The following is a 19666-nucleotide window of genomic DNA, read 5'->3' on the forward strand; positions in this document are numbered from 1 at the left end:
ACAGCGGGGGGTGAGCGGAGCGTGACGTGCGCCGCCGTGAACGACAATGACTCGGTGCGCTACGGAATTCTCGGGACGACCCGGGCCGACCGGGCCGACGGCACGCCCGTCGCCCTCGGCGGCGCACGCCTGCGCGCCCTGCTCACCGCCCTCGCGCTGCGGCCGGGGCGGGCGCTGCCCCCCGAGGCGCTGATCGCCGACATCTGGGGCATGGACCCGCCCGCCGACGCGGCCGGCGCGCTCCAGGCCCTGGTCGGCCGGCTCCGCCGCGCCCTGGGCCGCGCCGCGGTCGCCTCCGCCGACGGCGGCTACCGCCTGTGCGCCGAGCCGGACGCCGTCGACCTGCACCGCTTCGAACGGCTCGCGGCGGAGGGCGGCCGGGCGCTCGACGCGGCCGACCCGGCGCGCGCGGCCGCCCTGCTCGACGACGCGCTCGGCCTGTGGCGCGGCCCCGCCCTCGCCGACCTGCCGGACGCGGCGAACGAGGCGGCCCGTGCCGAGAGCCGCCGCCTGGACGCCCGGCGCACCCGCCTGGCCGCCGACCTGGTCCTCGGCCGCGCCGGTGAGGCGCTGCCCGCCCTCGTCGCCCTGTGCCGCGACCATCCCCTGGACGAGCCGCTCCAGGCCCTGCGCCTGCGCGCCCTGCGGGACGCGGGCCGCCCGGCCGCGGCGCTGGCCGCCTACGAGGAGATACGCGTCGACCTCGCCGACCGCCTCGGCGCCGACCCCGGCCCCGAACTCCGCGCCCTGCACGCCGAACTGCTCCGGCCCGGCCCGGAGCCCGGGGACCGGAGCCCCGGCCCGGTGGCGCCGACCGGCGGCCCCGGCTCCGTGGCGCCGACCGGCGGCCCCGGCTCGGTGGCGCGGGCCTCTGCTCCGCTCCCCGTGGCGCCGGGCGGTCACGAGGGGCGACACGGCGGGCACGCGGCGCACGGCGCGTACGGAGAGCGGCCGGCGGGCGCGGGGGAACGGACACGCACCGCCCGCGGCGGCCCCGGCAACCTCCGGGCGCGGCTGACCTCCTTCGTCGGCCGGGACGCCGACCTGGCGGCGCTGCGGGCCGACCTGGCCGGGCACCGGCTGGTGACGCTGCTGGGGCCGGGCGGTGCCGGCAAGACGCGGTTGTCGCAGGAGGGGGCCGAGGCGGCCGCCGCCGCGGCGCCGGACGCCTGGCCGCACGGCGTATGGCTCGCGGAGCTGGCACCGGTGGACGATCCGCAGACCGTGCCCGAAGCGGTGCTCACCGCGCTCGGCGCCCGCGAAACCGTCGTACGCAGCACCACCGCCGAGGGCCTGCGCGCCGCCACCGACCCGACCGCCCTGGACCCGCTCGCCCGGCTCGCCGAGCACTGCGCCGGCCGCCGGATGCTGCTGGTTCTGGACAACTGCGAACACGTCATCGGCGCCGCCGCCGCCCTCGCCGAGCGGCTGCTCGCCACCTGCCCGGGCGTCACGGTCCTGGCCACCAGCCGCGAGCCGCTGGCCGTCCCGGGCGAGGTGCTGCGGCCCGTCGAGCCGCTGCCCGACCCGGTCGCGCTGCGGCTGCTCGCCGACCGCGGCGCCGCCGCCCTGCCCGGCTTCCGCGTCGAGGACGACCCGGCGGCCTGCGCCGAGATCTGCCGCCGCCTGGACGGCCTGCCGCTCGCCATCGAACTCGCCGCCGCCCGGCTGCGGCTGCTCTCCCCCCGGCAGCTCGCCGACCGGCTGGACGACCGTTTCCGGCTGCTGACCAGCGGCAGCCGCACGCTGCTGCCCCGGCAGCAGACCCTGCGCGCGGTCGTGGACTGGTCCTGGGACCTGACCGACGAGCCCGAGCGCGCGGTCCTGCGCAGGCTGTCGGTCTTCGCCGGCGGCTGCGACCTGGCCGCCGCGGAAGAGGTGTGCGCGGGCGACGGCGTGGCCGCCCAGGACGTGGCCGCGCTGCTCGGCGCGCTGATCGACAAGTCGCTGGTGGTCGCGGCGCCCGCCGGCGGGCAGATGCGCTACCGGCTGCTGGAGACCGTGGGGGAGTACGCCGGCGAGCGGCTGGACGAGGCCGGCGAGCGGGCCGCGGCCGAGCGCCGCCACCTCGTCGCCTACCGCGAACTGGCCCGTACGGCCGATCCGTTGCTGCGCGGCCCCGCCCAACTGACCTGGATGGACCGGCTGGAGCTGGAACACGACAACCTGCGCACCGCGCTGCGCCGCGCCCTCGCCGCCCACGAGGAGCACGAGGTGCTGTGCCTGGTGCTGTCCCTGCAGTGGTTCTGGTCCCTGCGCGACCACCGCACCGATGCCCGCACCTGGTCGGTGGCGGCCGCGGCGCTGGGCCCCGACCCCTTCACCCCGCCCGTCGCCCCCGCCCCCGACCTGTACGACAGGCCGATCGACAGGCCGCCGCCGATGGACCCCGAACAGCTCCAAGAGGCCCGCCGCGAGGTCCGGCTGGTGGCGCTGGCCAGCCTGGACAGCGATATGGAGGCGCTGCGCAGTCCGCGGTTGCGGGGCGATCTGGACGGCATCCTGGCCGCCTACCGTGGCGGGATGCCGCAGACCTGCAAGGTGCCGGGCATCATGTGGTTCTACGCGGTGATGATCAACGGCAAGTACGAGGACCTGGCGGAGCTGGTCGACAGCGCGATCCTCGCCTGCCGCGACCTCGGCTACGACTGGGAGCTCGGCTTCGTCCTGCAACTGCGCGCCAAGATCCTCAACGACCGACCCGGCGGCCTGGACCAGGCGACCCGCGACGCCGACGAATCACTGCGGATCTTCCTGCGGATCGGTGACGCCTGGGGCGCGGCCGAGGCGCTGTCGGGGCGCGGCGAGGCCCGCGAGAAACGCGGCGAGTACGGGTCCGCGGCGCGGGACTACCGCGCGGCGATGGTGCACGCCGAGGCGCTCGGCGCACACGGCCAGACCCTGCTGCTGCGCACCCGGCTGAGTGGCGTCCTGATCGAGGAGGGGCAGGACGAGGCGGGCGAGCGGATGCTGCGCGAGGTCCTGGAGCGGGTCGACGACCAGAACGGCTCCCGGGAGGCGGCCCCGTTCGCGCGGATGACGCTGGCGATGCTGCTGGTGCTGACCGGCCGCACGGCACAGGCCCGCGAGGAGCTGCTCGCCGTGCGGGAGCTGATGGGGCCGCGCGCCCCGGACATGTTCGCCGGGATGCTGGAGGCGTCGCTGATCTCGCTGGAGCTCGACGAGGGGCTCGGCGGCGATCTGCTGCCGCGGTTCCGGGCGGCGATGGAGCTGGTGCGCGACCCTCTGACGCAGATCGTCGCGCCGGACCTTCCGGTGGTCCAACTCCTCACCGGCGCGCGGCTGCTGATGGCGTTCGGCGGGGCGCGCGGCGGGCCGGACGCGGCGCGGCTGGTCGGGGCGTACGACGCGCTGCGCTCCCGCGTCCACGTGCCGACGCGGGTCATCCGCGTCGACCGGGCGCGTACGGAGGCGGCGGCGCGGGCGCTGCTGGGCGACGAGGCGTACGACCGGGCGTACGCCGAGGGCGGCGCCCTCTCTCTCGAAGAGGCCGCCGCCCTGGTCTGACGCGGTTCCCGCCGCGCGACCTCAGGTCTTGGTGCGGAACTTCCGGACCGCCAGCGGCATCGTGATCGCCGTGATGGCGACCGCCCAGCCGAGGGTGATCAGGGTGGGCTGCGCGACGGCGCCCTGGCCGTTGATCAGGGCGCGGGCCGCGTCCGCCAGGTTGGACAGCGGGTTGACCGCGGTGAAGCCCTCCAGCCAGCCGGGCATCGATGTCGGCGGCGCGAAGATCGAGGAGCCGAACTGGAGGGGCATCAGCACCAGCATCGCCATGCCCTGCACGGCCTGCGGGGTCTTCATGGACAGCCCCAGCAGGATGAAGATCCACATCAGGGCGGCGCCGAAGGCCGTCGACAGCACGATCGCGCCGAGGAATTCGAGGATGCCGCCCTTGATCTCCAGGCCCAGCAACAGGCCCATGGCCAGCAGGATCGCGGTGGCGATCAGCATCCGGCCGATCTCGACGACGATCTTGGCGATCAGGACCGAGGACCGGGCGATGGGCATGGTCCGGAAGCGGTCCATGACGCCCTTGCGGAAGTCCTCGTTGACGCCCGTGCCCACCGCCATGGCGATGTTCATGCCCATCATGGCCATCATGCCGGGCACCAGATACTGCACGTAGTCCTGCTGGTTGCCCTTGCCGGCGATGGCGCCGCCGAAGACGTAGACGAACAGCAGGATGAAGATGATGGGCATCAGCAGGGCGTCGAACATCGACTCCGGGTCCTGCTTGATCTGCAGGGCGTTGCGGCGCGCCAGCGCGCCGATGTGCCGCAGGTTGGCGCGGGCCCCGATCCGGCCCTCGTCGGCGCCCGGCTTGGTGCGGGGGGCCGTTATCGTCGCGGCACTCATGCCGATACCTCCGCGTACTGCTGGTCGTGCTGCTGGTCCAAGGTGTCCGTGGGGTCGTCGCCGGCCGCCGCGTCGGAGGTCTTCTGGCCGGTCAGGGCCAGGAACACCTCGTCCAGGCTGGGCAGATGGGTGCTGATACCGGCCAGGGCGAAGCCCCGCTCGCCCAGGACGCCGACCACGGCGGTCAGTTGCTCGTCGCTGATGATCGGTACGTTGACCACACCCCCGTCGTGGTCGGCGGTGGCGCCGGCGATGCCGTCCAGCCCGGCCCGCGTGATGGCGCCGGCCATCCGGTCCAGCTCGCCGGCGTCGGTCGGCTGGATCTGCAGCGTCCGGCCGCCGACCTTGGCCTTCAGCTCGTCCACCTTGCCCTCGGCGATGACCCGGCCGCGGTCGATGACCGTCAGCTCGTGGGCCAGTTGCTCGGCCTCTTCCATGTACTGGGTGGTGAGCAGCACGGTGGCGCCCTCGCGCACCATCCGCTTCACCTCCGCCCACACCTCGTTGCGGGTGCGCGGGTCCAGGCCGGTGGTCGGCTCGTCCAGATACAGCACCTGCGGCTGGCCGACCATGGAGGCGGCCAGGTCCAGCCGGCGGCGCATGCCGCCGGAGTATTTGGCCGCGGGCCGCTTGGCGGCCTCGGTCAGTGAGAACCGCTCCAGCATCTCGTCCGCGCGCTTGCGGGCGTCCTTGCGGGAGAGATCGAGCAGCCGCCCGATCATGTAGAGGTTCTCCCAGCCGGAGAGCTTTTCGTCGACCGAGGCGTACTGCCCGGTCAGGCCGATCGTGCGGCGCAGCGCGCGGGGCTGGCGCACCACGTCGTAGCCGGCCACGAAGGCGCTGCCGGCGTCCGGCACCAAGAGGGTGGACAGGCAGCGCACGAGGGTGGTCTTGCCGGCTCCGTTGGGGCCGAGCACACCGAGCACGGTGCCTTCGCGCACGTCCAGGTCCACGCCGTCGACGGCCTTCACGTCACCGAAGTGCTTGACCAGGCCGCGCACCTCCACGGCGTTGCCGCCCTTGGTGGTTATCGTCTGTCGCGTCATGGCCCCAAAGGTGCCAGCCGCCACCGACAGCGCACCGACAAGCCACCGACAGCACCACCGACACCACCACCGACAAGTCGCCGACAGCGTCACCGGTACGCGACGACGAGCGGTCGGCACAGGCCGACGGCGGCCGGAACGGTGTGTTCCGGCCGCCGTTTCGAGCCTGGACCCCGAGGGGAGGGGGCCCAGGCGCTCGGTGGACCCGGGGCGGGCGGGCTCAGTGGAAGGTGTGCTCCTCGGCGGGGAACGTGCCGCCGACGACGTCCTCGGCGAACGCCTTGGCCGCGCCGCCCAGCAGCTCCCGCATCTGGAGGTACTGCTTGACGAACCGCGGCACGCGGCCCGCCGTCATGCCGGCCATGTCCGTCCACACCAGCACCTGCGCGTCGCACTCCAGGCCGGCGCCGATGCCGACGGTGGGGATGTGCAGCGAGCGGGTGACCTCCGCGGCGAGCTCGGCGGGCACGGCCTCCAGGACGACCGCGAACGCGCCCGCGTCCTGCACCGCCTTGGCGTCCCGCAGCAACTGCTGGGCGGCCTCCTCGCCGCGGCCCTGGACGGGGTAGCCGCCGTAGGCGTTGACCGACTGCGGGGTCAGCCCGACGTGCGCCATCACCGGGATGCCGGACGAGACCAGCAGCTCCACCTGGTGCGCGGAGCGCTCGCCGCCCTCCAGCTTGACCGCGCCCACGCCCGCCTCCTTCACCAGCCGGGTGGCGTTGCGCAGCGCCTGTACGGGGCCCTCCTGGTACGAGCCGAAGGGCAGGTCGCCGACGATCAGGGCGCGCCGGGTGCCGCGGACGACGGCGGCGGACAGGAGGGTGATCTCCTCCATCGTGACCGGCACGGTGGATTCGTAGCCGAGGTGGCAGTTGCCCATCGAGTCGCCGACGAGCAGGACGGGGATCTTGGCCTCGTCGAAGACGGAGGCGGTCATCGCGTCGTAGGCGGTGAGCATCGGCCACTTCTCGCCGCGCTCCTTGGCCGCCGCGATGTCGCGGACGGTGATCCGGCGCGAACTCGTGCCGCCGTAGAGCGACTTGCTGGTGCCCGGGGCGGGCGGCGTCGCGGCAGAGGGCTCTCCGGCCGGCTTCGCGGCAGGCGAAAGCTGCGTCATGGTGACGGCTCCTGTTCGTCATCTCGAGGCGCCCTGACGGCGTCCCCGGACTCGCATCCATGCTGGCACGCCCGGAGTGGAAAGGGAAAGGGGAGGTGACGGGGGAGACGTAAGGGAGGCGGCGGGGGAGGCGGCAGGGCGGCGACACCGACTTTCACCGATACGGAACGGGACCGTATCGAAACCAGTACAGTGGCGTGCATGGCCACCACCACACCCGGCGCGCCCGACGCCCGCCACGTACCCGAACGCATCCACGGCCGCCGCTGGGCGATCCTGTCCGTCCTCATGCTCAGCCTGCTGATCGTCGTGCTGGACAACTCCATCCTCAACGTCGCGATGAAGACGATCGCGACCCCCGCGCCCGTCGGCCTCGGCGCCACCCAGAGCGAGCTGGAGTGGGGGATCAACTCCTACACCCTGGTCTTCGCCGGGCTGCTCTTCACCTCTGGCCTGCTCGGCGACCGCCTGGGCCGCAAGAAGGTGCTGCTGACCGGGCTGGTGGTGTTCGGCGCCGGATCGGTGCTCGCCGCGTTCGCCGGTTCGCCCACCGAGCTCATCGTCTTCCGCGCCGTCATGGGCATGGGCGGCGCCCTGGTCATGCCCGCCACCCTCGCCATCTTGATGAACGTCTTCGAGCGCGAGGAGCAGCCCAAGGCGATCGGCATCTGGGCGGGCGGCGTGGGCCTGGCCATCGCCATCGGCCCGATCGCCGGCGGCCTGCTGCTCGACCACTTCTGGTGGGGCTCGGTCTTCCTCGTCAACGTCCCGATCGTGCTGCTCGCCCTGGTCGCGATGCTGTTCCTGGTGCCCGACTCCAAGGACCCCAGCCCCGGCCGGCTCGACCCGGTCGGCGTGTTGCTGTCCGTCGTCGGTCTCGTCCTGCTGGTCTACGGGATCATCCGGGGCGGCCAGATCGCCGACTTCACCGACCCCAAGGTGCTCGGCGCCGTGCTGGGCGGCCTCGCCGTCCTGACCGGCTTCGTCCTGCACCAAAAGCGCAGCGACCATCCGTCCATCGACATCGGCTACTTCCGCAAGCCCGCCTTCTCGGCCGCCGTCGCCGCCATCGCGCTGGTCTTCTTCGCGCTGATGGGCGTCACGTTCTTCATCGTCTTCTACGTCCAGAGCGTGCGCGGCTACACCCCGCTCCAGGCCGGCCTGCTGATCCTGCCGCTGGCCGCCGCCCAGCTCATCTTCGCGCCGCGGGTCCGGCACGCCGTGGACCGGTTCGGCGCCCGCGCCGTGTGCACGGCCGGCATGCTGCTGGTCGCCGTCACCATGACCGGCATGCTGCTGCTGGACACCGACACCCCCATCTGGGTCCTGGAGGTGCTGTTCTTCGCCCAGGGCACCGGCATGGCGCACATCATGACGCCGGTCACCGTCTCGATCATGCAGTCGCTGCCGCGCGAGAAGGCCGGCTCCGGCTCGGCCCTGAACAACACCTTCCGGCAGGTCGGCGGCACCCTCGGCGTCGCCGTCCTCGGCTCGGTGCTGTCCACCACCTACCGCGACGGCATCCAGGACAGGCTCGACGCGCTGCCCGGCCTGTCCGCCGGCGCCCGGCACGCCGCCGGTGAGTCCATCGAGGCGACCCTCGGCCTCGCCGGCCGCCTCGGACCGGCCGGCCGCGGTCTGGTCAGCGCCGCCGAGGACGCCTTCGTCCATGCCATGCACGTCACCGCCCTCTCCTCGGCCGGTGTCGCGGTGATCGGGGCCGCGGTGGTCGCCGCCTTCCTGCCCGGCAGAATAGGAGCGCCGCGGCGGGCGGCGGAGCCGCGGGACGAGCGGAAGGCGGGCGCACAGCGATGAGCGGGGCGGCGGGAGAGACCGGGGCGGTGGCCCCCGAGCGCCGCGGCCGGCCACGCAGCGCCGCGGCCGACTCCGCCATCATCGAGGCCGTCCTGCGCATGATCGAGGACGGTGCCTCCATAGGCGAGCTGTCCATGGAACGCATCGCCCGCGAGGCGGGCGTGGGCAAGGCCACCGTCTACCGCCGCTGGCCCGGCAAGAGCGCGCTGATGCTCGACGTCATGCGCTCGATGGAGGCCCCGGCCCCGCCCCTGAACGGCGACTCCGTACGCGACGACCTCGTCTCCCTCCTGGAGTTCCTGCGCCGGCGCGGTCTGGCCAAACGCAGCTCCGCGCTGCTGCGCACGCTGGTCAGCCATGTCCAGGCGCAGCCTGAGCTGTGGGCGGAGTACCACGAGACGGTGGTCCGCGCCCGTCACGAGGCGCTGCTCGCCGTGCTGCGGCGCGGCATGGAGCGCGGGGAGATCCGCACCGACCACGACATCGAGACGATCGCCGACCTCTTCGTCGGCCCGATGCTGGCCCGCGCCATGCTCCACGAATGGAAGGAACTCCCCGAAGGGCTCGCGGAGGACATCGTCGACATGGTGCTGGAGGGCGTACGCCCCCAGGGCGCGTCGCCGGCCGCCCGCTGACATGCCCGTTCTGTCACAGCCGCCCTCATCGGCGGCCGTGCCGGAACCCCGACCCGCCACCCCGCCGTCCTCACTTCTAAGAAAGCGCGTTACGGACCATCGCCTAGGGTCGAGGACCACAGGCGAGGCGCACCGGAGCAAGGCAGTGAGGACAGCGGAATGGCGCAGGCATACATCACGGAGCCGGGACAGGGTCAGGGCCCTGGGCGGGCCGGCTCCCGAGCCGGACGCCTCGTGAACTGGTGGCGCCCGGAAGGGATGTGGCGGCGCGGCATCGTTCCGGCGGTGCTCGCCGTACTCCTCGGGCTGCTGATGATCCTGCACGCCCGCATCCCCAACGCCGTGGGAAACCTGGGCAGTCTGCTGGAGACGTTCCTGCCGTGGCTGGGCCTGGGAGTCCCGCTGCTGCTGGGCCTGGCGGTGCTGCGCCGCTCGGCGACCGCGCTCGTCGCGCTGCTGCTGCCCGTCGTGGCCTGGGTCAATCTCTTCGGCGGGCTGATCACCGACAAGGCGGCCGCCGGCGGCGATCTGACCGTCGCGACCCACAACGTCGATGCCGGCAACCCCGATCCGGCCGCCACCGCCCGCGACATCGTGGCGTCCGGCGCCGACGTGGTGGCGCTGGAGGAGCTGACCGGCGAGGCACTGCCCGTCTACAAGGCCGGGCTGGCCAAGACCTACCCCTTCCACACGGTCCAGGGCACGGTCGGCCTGTGGAGCAAGCGTCCGCTCTCCGACGCCCGGCCGGTGGACATCAAGATGGGCTGGACGCGCGCGCTGCGTGCCACCGTCACCGCCGCCGACGGCCAGAAGTTCGCCGTCTACGTCGCCCACCTGCCCTCGGTGCGCGTCAAGGTCGAGGCGGGCTTCACCGCCAACCAGCGCGACGGCAGCGCCGAGGCGCTGGGGGAGGCGATCGCCGCCGACCCGCTGAAGAAGGTCATGCTGCTCGGCGACCTCAACGGCACCATGAACGACCGGTCGCTGGCGCCCGTCACCTCCCAGATGCGGTCCGCGCAGGGCGCGGCGGGCGACGGCTTCGGCTTCAGTTGGCCGGCCGGCTTCGCGATGGCCCGGATCGACCAGATCATGATGAAGGGGATGGACCCGGTCGGGGCCTGGACGCTGCCGGCCACCGGCAGCGACCATCTGCCGATCGCGGCGTCCGTGAAGATCTAGACGCCGGATCCCGGGCCGGACCGGTCGGCGTGACCTGCTACGGGTCACGCCGACATCCGTTTGTCACACCCCGTTCGCCGGACGGAATACCGCGGCTGAGAGACTTTGTTCCGTAAGAGAACATAACCCTGTCCCCCTGCCCCACCCCGTCCCCGGAAAGGTTCTCCATGCCCTTGGCTCTGCTCGCGCTCGCGATCTCGGCCTTCGGTATCGGCACCACGGAATTCGTGATGATGGGCCTGCTGCCCAACGTCGCGGACGATCTGGGCACCTCGGTGCCCACCGCCGGCTACCTCGTCTCCGCCTACGCCCTCGGCGTCGTCATCGGCGCCCCGCTCCTGACCGCCCTCGGCTCCCGCGTCCCCCGCAAGCGGATGCTCGTCCTGCTGATGGGCCTCTTCACGGTCGGCAACCTCGCCTCCGCCCTGGCCCCCGGCTTCGGCACCCTCCTCGCCGGCCGGCTGCTGGCCGGACTCCCGCACGGCGCGTTCTTCGGCGTCGGCGCGGTGGTCGCCGCCCGGCTGGTCCGCGAAGGCCGCCAGGCCCGCGCGGTCGCCACGATGTTCCTCGGCCTGACCATCGCCAACATCGTCGGAGTGCCCGCCGCGACCCTGCTCGGCCAGCACCTCGGCTGGCGGGTGACCTTCCTGGTCGTGGCCGCCATCGGCCTCGTCGCGATGGCCTCCCTGGCCCGGCTCCTCCCGCCGCTGCCGGACCGGGAGCGCACCGGCCTCGGCCGGGAACTGCGCGCCCTGGGCAACCGCCAGGTGCTGCTCGGCCTGCTCACCACCGTCTTCGGCTTCGCCGGCGTCTTCGCCGTCTACAGCTACCTCGCGTCGATGATGACCAAGGTCACCGGCTTCTCCGAGACCTCCGTGCCGGTCGTCCTCGCCCTCTTCGGCATCGGCATGACCCTCGGCGCCCTCGCCGCCGGCCCGCTCACCGACCGGGCGCTGCGCCCCACGCTGTACGGGTCGCTGGCGGCGCTCGCCGTCGTCCTGGCCGCCTTCCACTTCACCGCCGAGGTGAAATGGGCGGCCATGGTCACCGTCGTCCTCATCGGCGCCGTCGGCTTCATGACCACCACCCCGCTCCAGATGCTGGTCATGAACAAGGCGCACCAGGCCCCCACCCTGGCCGCCGCCTCCAACCAGTCCGCCTTCAACCTCGCCAACGCCGGCGGCGCCTGGGCCGGCGGTCTGGCCCTCGCGGCCGACTGGGGCTGGACCTCTCCGACCCTGGTCGGCGCGGTCCTGGCCGCACTCGGCCTGGTCGTCGCCGTGACGGCCGGCCTGCTGGACCGCGGCGAAGCCTCCCGGATCGTCGCGCGCGGCGAGGACGCCCTGGGCGCCGGCGCCCAGGAGTGGGCGGGACGGTCCGCCCCTCCCGGACCCCGGGGCCGCTGACCTGCCGTCAGATCCCTTCCCGCCACAGGTTGGTGATCGGCAGCCGCCGGTCCTTGCCGAAGCCCTTGGCGGAGATCTTGGTGCCCGGCGGATACTGGCGCCGCTTGTATTCGGCGCGGTCCACCATCCGCAGGATGCGGGTGACCAGCTCCTCGTCGTAGCCGCGCGCGACGATCTCCTCGCGGCCCCGGTCGCGGTCGACGTACAGCTCCAGGATCCGGTCGAGGGTGTCGTAGTCGGGCAGCGAATCGGTGTCGACCTGGCCGGGGCGCAACTCGGCGCTCGGGGGCTTGGTGAGGGTGTTCTCCGGGATCGGCGGGGTCTGGCCGCGTTCGACGGCGGCCTGGTTGCGCCAGCGGGCCAGTTGGAAGACGACGGTCTTGTAGACGTCCTTGATCGGCCCGTACCCGCCCGCCGAGTCGCCGTAGAGCGTCGAATAGCCGCACGCCAGCTCGGACTTGTTGCCCGGGGCGAGCACGAGGTGCCCCTCCTGGTTGGAGATCGCCATCAGCGTCGTCCCGCGCAGCCGCGACTGGAGGTTCTCCTCGGCGAGCCCGGTCAGTTGCAGGGCCTCCATGTAGGCGTCGAACATCGGGGCGATCGGCACCGTGCGGAAGGTCAGTCCCGTGCGGTGCGCGAGGTCGGCGGCGTCGGTGATCGAGTGGTCCGACGAATAGCGGGACGGCATCGCGACGGCGTGCACGTGGCCGGCGCCCAGCGCGTCGCAGGCGAGGGTGGCCACCAGCGCGGAGTCGATCCCGCCGGACAGCCCCAGCACCACGCTGCGGAAGCCGTTCTTGGCGACGTACGCGCGCAGTCCGACGACCAGCGCGGTGTAGATCTCCTCCAGGGCCGTCAGCCGTTCGGCCTCGCCGCCGAGCGTCTGCGGCGGATACGGCGGCAGCGGGTCGGGGGAGAGGACGACATGCTCGACGCGCAGGCCGTCGTCCACCACGCCCGAGGGGGGCCGCTCGGCCGCCGCCGGAAGCTCCAGGTCGACCAGCACGCAGCCCTCGGCGAACTGCGGCGCCCGGGCGATCACCCCGCCGTCCTTGTCGACCACGATGGAGTCGCCGTCGAAGACCAGCTCGTCCTGCCCGCCGATCATCGCCAGGTAGGCGGTGGTGCAGCCGGCCTCCTGGGCCCGCTTGCGCACCAGCTCCAGACGGGTGTCGTTCTTCTCGCGCTCGTACGGCGAGGCGTTGATGGACACCAGCAGCCCGGCGCCCGCACTGCGCGCCGCGGGCACCCGCCCGCCCTCCTGCCACAGGTCCTCGCAGATGGCCAGGGCGACGTCCACGCCGTGCACCCGCACCACGGGCAGCGTGTCGCCGGGCACGAAGTAGCGGAACTCGTCGAAGACGCCGTAGTTGGGCAGGTGGTGCTTGGCGAAGCTCAGCGCCACCTCGCCGCGGTGCAGCACGGCGGCGGCGTTCTGCGGGGCGCCGGCCGGAAGTCCGTAACGCGGCCGGTCCTGGGCGCAGCGGTCCAGATAGCCGACGATGACCGGGACCTCGCCCAACCCCTCCGAGGCCAGCCGGCCGGCCAGCGCGCGCAGCGCCGAGCGGCTGGCCTCCACGAAGGAGGAGCGCAGCGCGAGGTCCTCCACGGGGTAGCCGGTCAGTGCCATCTCGGGGAAAGCGACGAGGTGCGCGCCCTGGTCGGCGGCGTGCCGGGTCCAGCGGACGATCGTCTCGGCGTTCTGGGCGAGGTCGCCGACGCTGGAGTCGATCTGATTGAGGGCGAGACGAAGTTGAGGCACCCCGCCAGTGTAATCGTCTTTCTGACGCGATGGGGGGTGTCGGCGGCTCCGGCGGGAGGTAACGGGTCCGCGGTTCTGATTATGGCCAAGGGTGCGTAATGTGACGGTAACCGCCTCACGTGATACTGGTGTGCCACGCCGCGTTTGCTCACGAGCGTGGACAGGCCGATTGACCTGCAAGGATTGGTGACCCATGGACAAGCAGCAGGAGTTCGTGCTCCGAACGCTCGAGGAGCGCGACATCCGCTTCGTACGACTGTGGTTCACCGACGTGCTCGGGTTCCTCAAGTCCGTCGCGGTGGCCCCCGCGGAGCTGGAGCAGGCATTCGACGAAGGCATCGGCTTCGACGGCTCCGCCATCGAGGGATTCGCCCGGGTGTACGAATCCGACATGATCGCCAAGCCGGATCCGGGCACCTTCCAGATCCTGCCGTGGCGCGCCGAGGCCCCCGGCACCGCCCGGATGTTCTGCGACATCCTCATGCCGGACGGCTCCCCGTCGTACGCCGACCCGCGCTACGTCCTCAAGCGCATCCTGGCCAAGACCTCCGACCTCGGCTTCACCTTCTACACCCACCCCGAGATCGAGTTCTTCCTGCTCAAGGACAAGCCCGTCGACGGCCAGCGGCCGACGCCCGGCGACTCCTCCGGCTACTTCGACCACACCCCGCAGAACGTCGGCATGGACTTCCGCCGCCAGGCCATCACGATGCTGGAGTCCATGGGCATCTCGGTGGAGTTCAGCCACCACGAGGGCGCGCCCGGCCAGCAGGAGATCGACCTGCGGTACGCCGACGCGCTGTCGACCGCCGACAACATCATGACGTTCCGGCTGGTGATGAAGCAGGTCGCGCTGGAGCAGGGCGTGCAGGCGACGTTCATGCCCAAGCCGTTCTCGGAGTTCCCCGGCTCCGGCATGCACACCCACCTCTCGCTCTTCGAGGGCGACCGCAACGCCTTCCACGAGTCGGGCTCGGAGTACCAGCTCTCCAAGGTGGGCCGCTCCTTCATCGCCGGCCTGCTCAAGCACGCGGGCGAGATCTCCGCCGTCACCAACCAGTGGGTCAACTCCTACAAGCGCATCTGGGGCGGCGCCAACCGCACCGCGGGCGCCGGCGGCGAGGCCCCCTCCTACATCTGCTGGGGCCACAACAACCGCTCCGCGCTGATCCGCGTCCCGATGTACAAGCCCGGCAAGATGGGCTCCACCCGCGTCGAGGTCCGCTCGATCGACTCCGGCGCCAACCCCTACCTGACGTACGCGGTGCTGCTCGCCGCCGGTCTGAAGGGCATCGAGGAGGGCTACGAGCTGCCGGCCGGCGCCGACGACGACGTCTGGGCGCTGTCGGACTCCGAGCGCCGGGCGATGGGCATCGAGCCGCTGCCGCAGAACCTCGGCGAGGCCATCGAGCTGATGGAGCGCAGCGAGCTGGTCGCCGAGACCCTCGGCGAGCACGTCTTCGACTTCTTCCTGCGCAACAAGAAGCAGGAGTGGGAGGAGTACCGCTCCGAGGTCACCGCCTTCGAGCTGCGCAAGATGCTGCCCGTGCTCTGAGCCGACCAGCCACCGAGAGGCCGCATCATGGCACTACCCGCTCCGCAGGGACGGCGGAGCAGCGCCTTCACCCGGCTGCTGAGGCACGGTTTCACCGACCCCTCGGCGGCCGGGCGGCTGCTCGACGCCCCCGCGTTCGCCGCCGTGCGCGACGACTCGGTGCTCCTCGAAGCGTTCGGCGCGACCGCCGATCCCGACCTCGCGCTGCACGGCCTGGTCCGTCTGGTGGAGGCCCAGGAGCCGGAGGAACAGCAGGCGCTGCTGAGCACCGTGGTCGCGGCGAAACCGCTGCGCGACCGGCTGCTGGGCGTCCTGGGGGCCTCGGAGGCGCTGGCCGACCATCTGGCCCGCCATCCGCACGACTGGCGCTCGCTGATCACGTACGAGTCGGTCGATCTGCACCCCACCACGCCCGAGTTCGAGCAGGCGCTCGCCGAGGGCATCTGGGGCGAGCGGGGCGCGGGCCGCTCCCGGGCGGACGCGCTGCGCGCCGCCTACCGCCGGTCCCTGCTGGGCATCGCGGCCCGCGACGTGTGCGGGACGACCGACGTCACCGAGGCCGCGGCGGAGCTGGCCGACCTCGCCACCGCCACGGTGCGGGCCGCCCTGGAGATCGCCTGCGAGGAGCAGCCCGGCGACGCCGCCGCCTGCCGGCTGTCCGTCATCGGCATGGGCAAGTGCGGCGGGCGCGAGCTGAACTACGTCTCGGACGTCGACGTCATCTTCGTCGCCGAGGCCCGGGACGGTGCGGAGGAGGCCAAGGCGCTGCCCGCCGCGACCCGCCTCGCCTCCCGCATGATGCGGCTCTGCTCCGACATCACCGCCGAGGGCACCATCTGGCCGGTGGACGCCAATCTGCGCCCCGAGGGCCGCAACGGCCCCCTGGTGCGCACCCTCACCAGCCACCTCGCCTACTACCAGCGCTGGGCCAAGACCTGGGAGTTCCAGGCCCTGCTCAAGGCCCGCCCGATGGCCGGCGACCTGGAGCTGGGACAGGAGTACGTCGACGCCCTCTCGCCGATGGTCTGGCAGGTCGCCGAGCGGGAGAACTTCGTCGCCGATGTGCGCCAGATGCGCCGCCGGGTCGTCGAGAACATCCCCGCCGACCGGGTCGACCGCGAACTCAAGCTCGGCCCCGGCGGCCTGCGCGACGTGGAATTCGCCGTCCAGCTCCTCCAGTTGGTGCACGGCCGCAGCGACGCCACGCTGCGCAGCGCCACGACGCTGGAGGCACTGGAGGCGCTGGCGGCCGGCGGCTACGTCGGGCGCCAGGACGCCGCCGCGCTGGACTCCGCCTACCGCTTCCTGCGCACCCTGGAACACCGCATCCAGCTCTACCGCATGCGCCGCACCCACCTGATGCCCGAGGAGGACGCCGACCTGCGGCGGCTGGCCCGCTCGCTGGGCCTGCGCACCGAACCGGTCCTCACCCTGCGCAAGGAGTGGAAGTGGCACGCCCGCGAGGTGCGCCGCCTGCACGAGAAGCTTTTCTACCGGCCGCTGCTGGACGCCGTCGCGCATCTGGAGCCCGGCGAGACCCGGCTGTCGGCCAAGGCCGCCGGCCAGCGCCTGGAAGCCCTCGGCTACGCCGACCCGGTGGCCGCGCTGCGCCACCTGGAGGCCCTGTCCTCCGGCGTCACCCGCAAGGCCGCCATCCAGCGGACGCTGCTGCCGGTGCTGCTCGGCTGGTTCGCGGACTCCGCCGACCCGGACGCCGGACTGCTCAACTTCCGCAAGGTCTCCGACGCGCTCGGCAAGACCCCTTGGTATCTGCGGCTGCTGCGCGACGAGGGCGCCGCCGCCGAGAACCTCGCCCGGGTGCTGTCCGCCGGACGCCTCGCGCCCGACCTGCTGCTGCGCGCCCCCGAGGCCGTCGCGCTGCTCGGCGCGCCGGACGGGCTGCGGCCGCGCGGTCGGGCCGCCCTGGAACAGGAGGTGCTGGCGGCGGTCGGCCGCGCGGTCGGCGCGGAGGCGGCCGTCGCGGCGGCCAGAGGGGTGCGCCGCCGGGAGCTGTTCCGCACCGCCGCCGCCGACCTGATCGGCGCGTACGGCACGGAGGGCACCCCGGCGGCGGAGGACCGCGGCCAGGCCGTCGACACGGTCGGCGCCGCGGTGTCCGACCTCAACGCCGCCACCCTCGCCGGCGCCCTGCGCGCCGCCGTCCGCGACACCTGGGGCGACACCCTGCCCACCCGCTTCACGGTGATCGGGATGGGCCGCTTCGGGGGCCACGAACTCAGCTACGGCTCGGACGCGGACGTCCTGTTCGTCCACGAGCCCCGCGAGGGCGCCGACGAGCAGGAGGCCGCCAAGGCCGCGCAGGCGGTGGCCAACGAAATACGCCGGCTGCTGCAACTGCCCTCCTCCGACCCGCCGTTGCCCATCGACGCCGACCTGCGCCCCGAGGGCAGGTCCGGCCCGCTGGTGCGCACCCTCGCCTCGTACGCCGCCTACTACCGGCGCTGGTCGCTGGTATGGGAGGCGCAGGCCCTGCTGCGGGCCGAACCGGTCGCGGGCGACGCCGAGTTGGGGCGGCGCTTCATCGAGCTGGTCGACCCGCTGCGCTATCCGGCCGGCGGCCTGGGCGAGGACGCGGTCCGCGAGATCCGCCGGCTCAAGGCCCGGATGGAGTCCGAACGGCTGCCCCGCGGCGCCGACCCGACCACCCACGCCAAGCTGGGGCGCGGCGGGCTCAGCGACGTCGAGTGGACGGTGCAACTGCTCCAGATGCGGCACGGCTGGGACGTCCCGGGGCTGCGCACCACCCGCACCCGCGCCGCGCTGGCCGCCGCGCGGACCGCCGGGCTGATCGCCGCCGACGACGCCCGCGTCCTGGACGAGGCGTGGGTGCTCGCGGCGCGGGTGCGCAACGCCGTGATGCTGGTCCGCGGCCGCCCCGGCGACACCTTCCCGGTCGACGGCCGGGAGCTGGCCGCGGTGGGCCGTTACCTCGGTTACGAGGAGGGCCACGTCGGGGAGATGCTGGACGACTACCGGCGGATCACCCGGCGGGCGCGGGGCGTGGTGGAGGAGCTGTTCTACGGAGCCTGACTAGCTGACGACCCGGAGCTTCCTCAGGTGCGACCAGCCGATCCGGTCCACCTTGCCGAACAGGCCCTTGACGGCGGCGGGGTCGAGCTTCACGCACCCGTTGGAGTAGTAGTCGTTGGGGTTGCGGTCGGTCCACCTCTCCGACTCGACCGAGCCCTGCCGGCCGTTCGGCTGGCGGCGGGCGACGCGGTCGGCTCGGGTGCCGGCCGGGCCTGCGCCGGGGCCACGGCGGTGGCCGCCAGACCACCGGCGAGGGACAGGGCGAGGACACCGGCGTGGTAACCATGGGGGAATCCGGCCGCGCCTTACGTCCCGAAGTCGCGTGCGACACGGCCGAGTTCGTCGCCTTGCTGCGGCAGCTCAAGGAAAGCTCCGGACTGACCTACCGCCGGTAGACCCTACACCCTTGCAACTCAGAAAGACCACAGGTCAGCGGGCATGCGGAAGCCCCCGCCATGTGTCAGAGCGACACACGACGAGGGCTGTTTGGTGTCTGCTCAGGGTCTACCCGCCTACCTTCGCTGGGACGAACGCAGCAGCCGGGAACGGGGCACCCTCGCACGTGTACGGGTAGTCAACGCCCATGGTGGCCAGCGCGGCAGCACGGCGACGCTGGCGAGTCAGGTTGAGTTCCAGGGTGGTTTCCGCTTGCTGCCGGAACAGCTCTTGGGTCTGCGCTTTGGTCGGTCCGGTCCACGGTTGGGACCACGGACTGACAGGGACGGGATCGATGCACTCGGCGAGGAATGCGGCGGAATGGCGTCCGGGGTTGCTCCGGCGGGTCCATGGCAGTACGGAGAGCACCCAGAGAAGGGCGCGGGCGATAGCATCGCGCATGGTCGTTCAGCTCCTATGCAAGCTGTTCGGCAAGCCCCGATGGACCGGGCCTAATCGGTCTGTCGGGGCGCTTTGGTTTTCGGTGGTTCGGAGGGGGACGAGAAAGCCCCGCCTATGCGCCACGGGGGGACGTACGCACAGACGGGGCAGCCGACACGCTGAGCCTTGATTCGCCGTCTCAGCGCGCCGGGGTCATTCGTCCCGAGCGACTCGGGCATGGTCTGTGACGACACGGCGGAAGAGGTCATGACCGGTCTGCCCGGTATGGCGAAGGCACCAGTCCTGAGCGTCTTCCTGCTCACCCTGGGGGCCGGATGTCTCCTCACACTCCGACGTGGTCGCGCAGAAGGCTTCGAAGATCCACCCGCCTTCTTCCACGTGCCGGATGCCGTGCTTCACGAACCGAAGGACAGCGCGGGTCATGCGGACGCCTCACCGGACTGTGCCGGGTCTTCGTCGTCGTCATCCTCGCTGGTGTCCGGCGCAGGCAGACGGAGCCCTCGACTCTCGGCAATCCGCAGCGCGTCAGTCAGGCACTCGGACAGGCGTAGCGCCGTGTACCGCACCTCAGCGTTCGGGGTCATAGGGTCGTCCAGCACCTTGCGCGCTTGCTTGAGAACGTCCTCACCCATGGCAAGCTGCACGGCCTCAAAGTCGTCAGCGAGCCCAGACAAGAAGCCGCCTTCGTCGCCGGTGCTCAACATGCACCGCTTGCCGTCCTCAGTCACCCACGGGAGTAACCGGGGCGTGTGTCCCGTCGACACGTCGGCAAGGTGTTCCCGTCGCCGCCGGTCACCTTCCGTTCTCTGCATTGCTTCGGCCCCCTTCGCTGTTCGGTCGGTAGGGGAACCGTATGAGCACAGAGGGCTTCAATCCACGT

The 19666-nt window shown here is 72.4% G+C and carries 14 protein-coding genes; 7 read left to right on the plus strand and 7 right to left on the minus strand.

Annotation, left to right across the window (positions count from 1 at the left end):
* Positions 1 to 36: 36 nt before the first annotated feature.
* Positions 37 to 3528, plus strand: coding sequence for an AfsR/SARP family transcriptional regulator (locus ACZ45Z_RS28785; RefSeq protein WP_468368370.1), 3492 nt, complete (start codon positions 37 to 39; stop codon positions 3526 to 3528).
* Positions 3529 to 3549: 21 nt separating this feature from the next.
* Here the strand turns inward: ACZ45Z_RS28785 and ACZ45Z_RS28790 are convergent, their stop codons facing one another.
* The 3 genes from ACZ45Z_RS28790 to panB all read right to left on the minus strand — a co-directional run bounded on the left by ACZ45Z_RS28790 (position 3550) and on the right by panB (position 6546).
* Complete coding sequence (locus tag ACZ45Z_RS28790; protein ID WP_468368372.1) at positions 3550 to 4380, minus strand: ABC transporter permease; 831 nt, start codon at positions 4378 to 4380, stop codon at positions 3550 to 3552.
* The gene (locus ACZ45Z_RS28795) at positions 4377 to 5426 is read right to left on the minus strand and encodes an ATP-binding cassette domain-containing protein (protein WP_468368375.1); all 1050 of its coding nucleotides are present in this window, start codon (positions 5424 to 5426) and stop codon (positions 4377 to 4379) included. Before ACZ45Z_RS28795 ends, ACZ45Z_RS28790 begins: the two co-directional genes overlap by 4 nt.
* 220 nt (positions 5427 to 5646) lie before the next feature.
* Complete coding sequence (panB, locus tag ACZ45Z_RS28800) at positions 5647 to 6546, minus strand: 3-methyl-2-oxobutanoate hydroxymethyltransferase (protein ID WP_468368378.1); 900 nt, start codon at positions 6544 to 6546, stop codon at positions 5647 to 5649.
* Positions 6547 to 6747: 201 nt separating this feature from the next.
* On the opposite strand from panB, the gene ACZ45Z_RS28805 reads away from it, so the two are divergent.
* The 4 genes from ACZ45Z_RS28805 (at position 6748) to ACZ45Z_RS28820 (ending at position 11581) form a co-directional block, all read left to right on the plus strand.
* Positions 6748 to 8361 (plus strand): MFS transporter, encoded by a 1614-nt coding sequence (locus ACZ45Z_RS28805; protein WP_468368380.1) that lies wholly within the window; start codon positions 6748 to 6750, stop codon positions 8359 to 8361.
* Entirely contained in the window at positions 8358 to 8996 is a 639-nt protein-coding gene (locus ACZ45Z_RS28810; protein WP_468368383.1) for a TetR/AcrR family transcriptional regulator, read from the plus strand. Before ACZ45Z_RS28805 ends, ACZ45Z_RS28810 begins: the two co-directional genes overlap by 4 nt.
* A 258-nt stretch (positions 8997 to 9254) precedes the next feature.
* Positions 9255 to 10175 (plus strand): endonuclease/exonuclease/phosphatase family protein, encoded by a 921-nt coding sequence (locus ACZ45Z_RS28815; RefSeq protein WP_468368558.1) that lies wholly within the window; start codon positions 9255 to 9257, stop codon positions 10173 to 10175.
* Positions 10176 to 10342: 167 nt separating this feature from the next.
* A complete protein-coding gene (locus ACZ45Z_RS28820) occupies positions 10343 to 11581 on the plus strand; it encodes an MFS transporter (RefSeq protein WP_468368385.1) in 1239 nt (412 codons plus the stop codon).
* Between the two features lie 7 nt (positions 11582 to 11588).
* Here ACZ45Z_RS28820 and ACZ45Z_RS28825 read toward each other — a convergent pair whose 3' ends face one another.
* Positions 11589 to 13343 (minus strand): NAD+ synthase, encoded by a 1755-nt coding sequence (locus ACZ45Z_RS28825; protein ID WP_468368387.1) that lies wholly within the window; start codon positions 13341 to 13343, stop codon positions 11589 to 11591.
* Between the two features lie 193 nt (positions 13344 to 13536).
* On the opposite strand from ACZ45Z_RS28825, the gene glnA reads away from it, so the two are divergent.
* The gene (gene glnA / locus ACZ45Z_RS28830) at positions 13537 to 14898 is read left to right on the plus strand and encodes a type I glutamate--ammonia ligase (RefSeq protein WP_468368389.1); all 1362 of its coding nucleotides are present in this window, start codon (positions 13537 to 13539) and stop codon (positions 14896 to 14898) included.
* 27 nt (positions 14899 to 14925) lie between these two features.
* Positions 14926 to 17949 (plus strand): bifunctional [glutamine synthetase] adenylyltransferase/[glutamine synthetase]-adenylyl-L-tyrosine phosphorylase, encoded by a 3024-nt coding sequence (locus ACZ45Z_RS28835; protein ID WP_468368391.1) that lies wholly within the window; start codon positions 14926 to 14928, stop codon positions 17947 to 17949.
* 504 nt (positions 17950 to 18453) lie between these two features.
* Here ACZ45Z_RS28835 and ACZ45Z_RS28840 read toward each other — a convergent pair.
* The 3 genes from ACZ45Z_RS28840 to ACZ45Z_RS28850 all read right to left on the minus strand — a co-directional run bounded on the left by ACZ45Z_RS28840 (position 18454) and on the right by ACZ45Z_RS28850 (position 19514).
* Positions 18454 to 18786: a hypothetical protein gene (locus ACZ45Z_RS28840; RefSeq protein WP_468368393.1), complete on the minus strand. Its 333-nt coding sequence runs from the start codon at positions 18784 to 18786 to the stop codon at positions 18454 to 18456.
* A gap of 192 nt (positions 18787 to 18978) precedes the next feature.
* Positions 18979 to 19209 carry a DUF7848 domain-containing protein gene (locus ACZ45Z_RS28845; protein WP_468368396.1) on the minus strand — a complete coding sequence of 77 codons (231 nt, stop codon included), beginning with the start codon at positions 19207 to 19209 and terminating at the stop codon, positions 18979 to 18981.
* Positions 19206 to 19514 carry a hypothetical protein gene (locus tag ACZ45Z_RS28850; RefSeq protein ID WP_468368399.1) on the minus strand — a complete coding sequence of 103 codons (309 nt, stop codon included), beginning with the start codon at positions 19512 to 19514 and terminating at the stop codon, positions 19206 to 19208. The genes ACZ45Z_RS28845 and ACZ45Z_RS28850 overlap by 4 nt, the downstream gene beginning before the upstream one ends.
* Positions 19515 to 19666: the final 152 nt, after the last annotated feature.

Source organism: Streptomyces sp. NPDC031210, assembly GCF_055570395.1.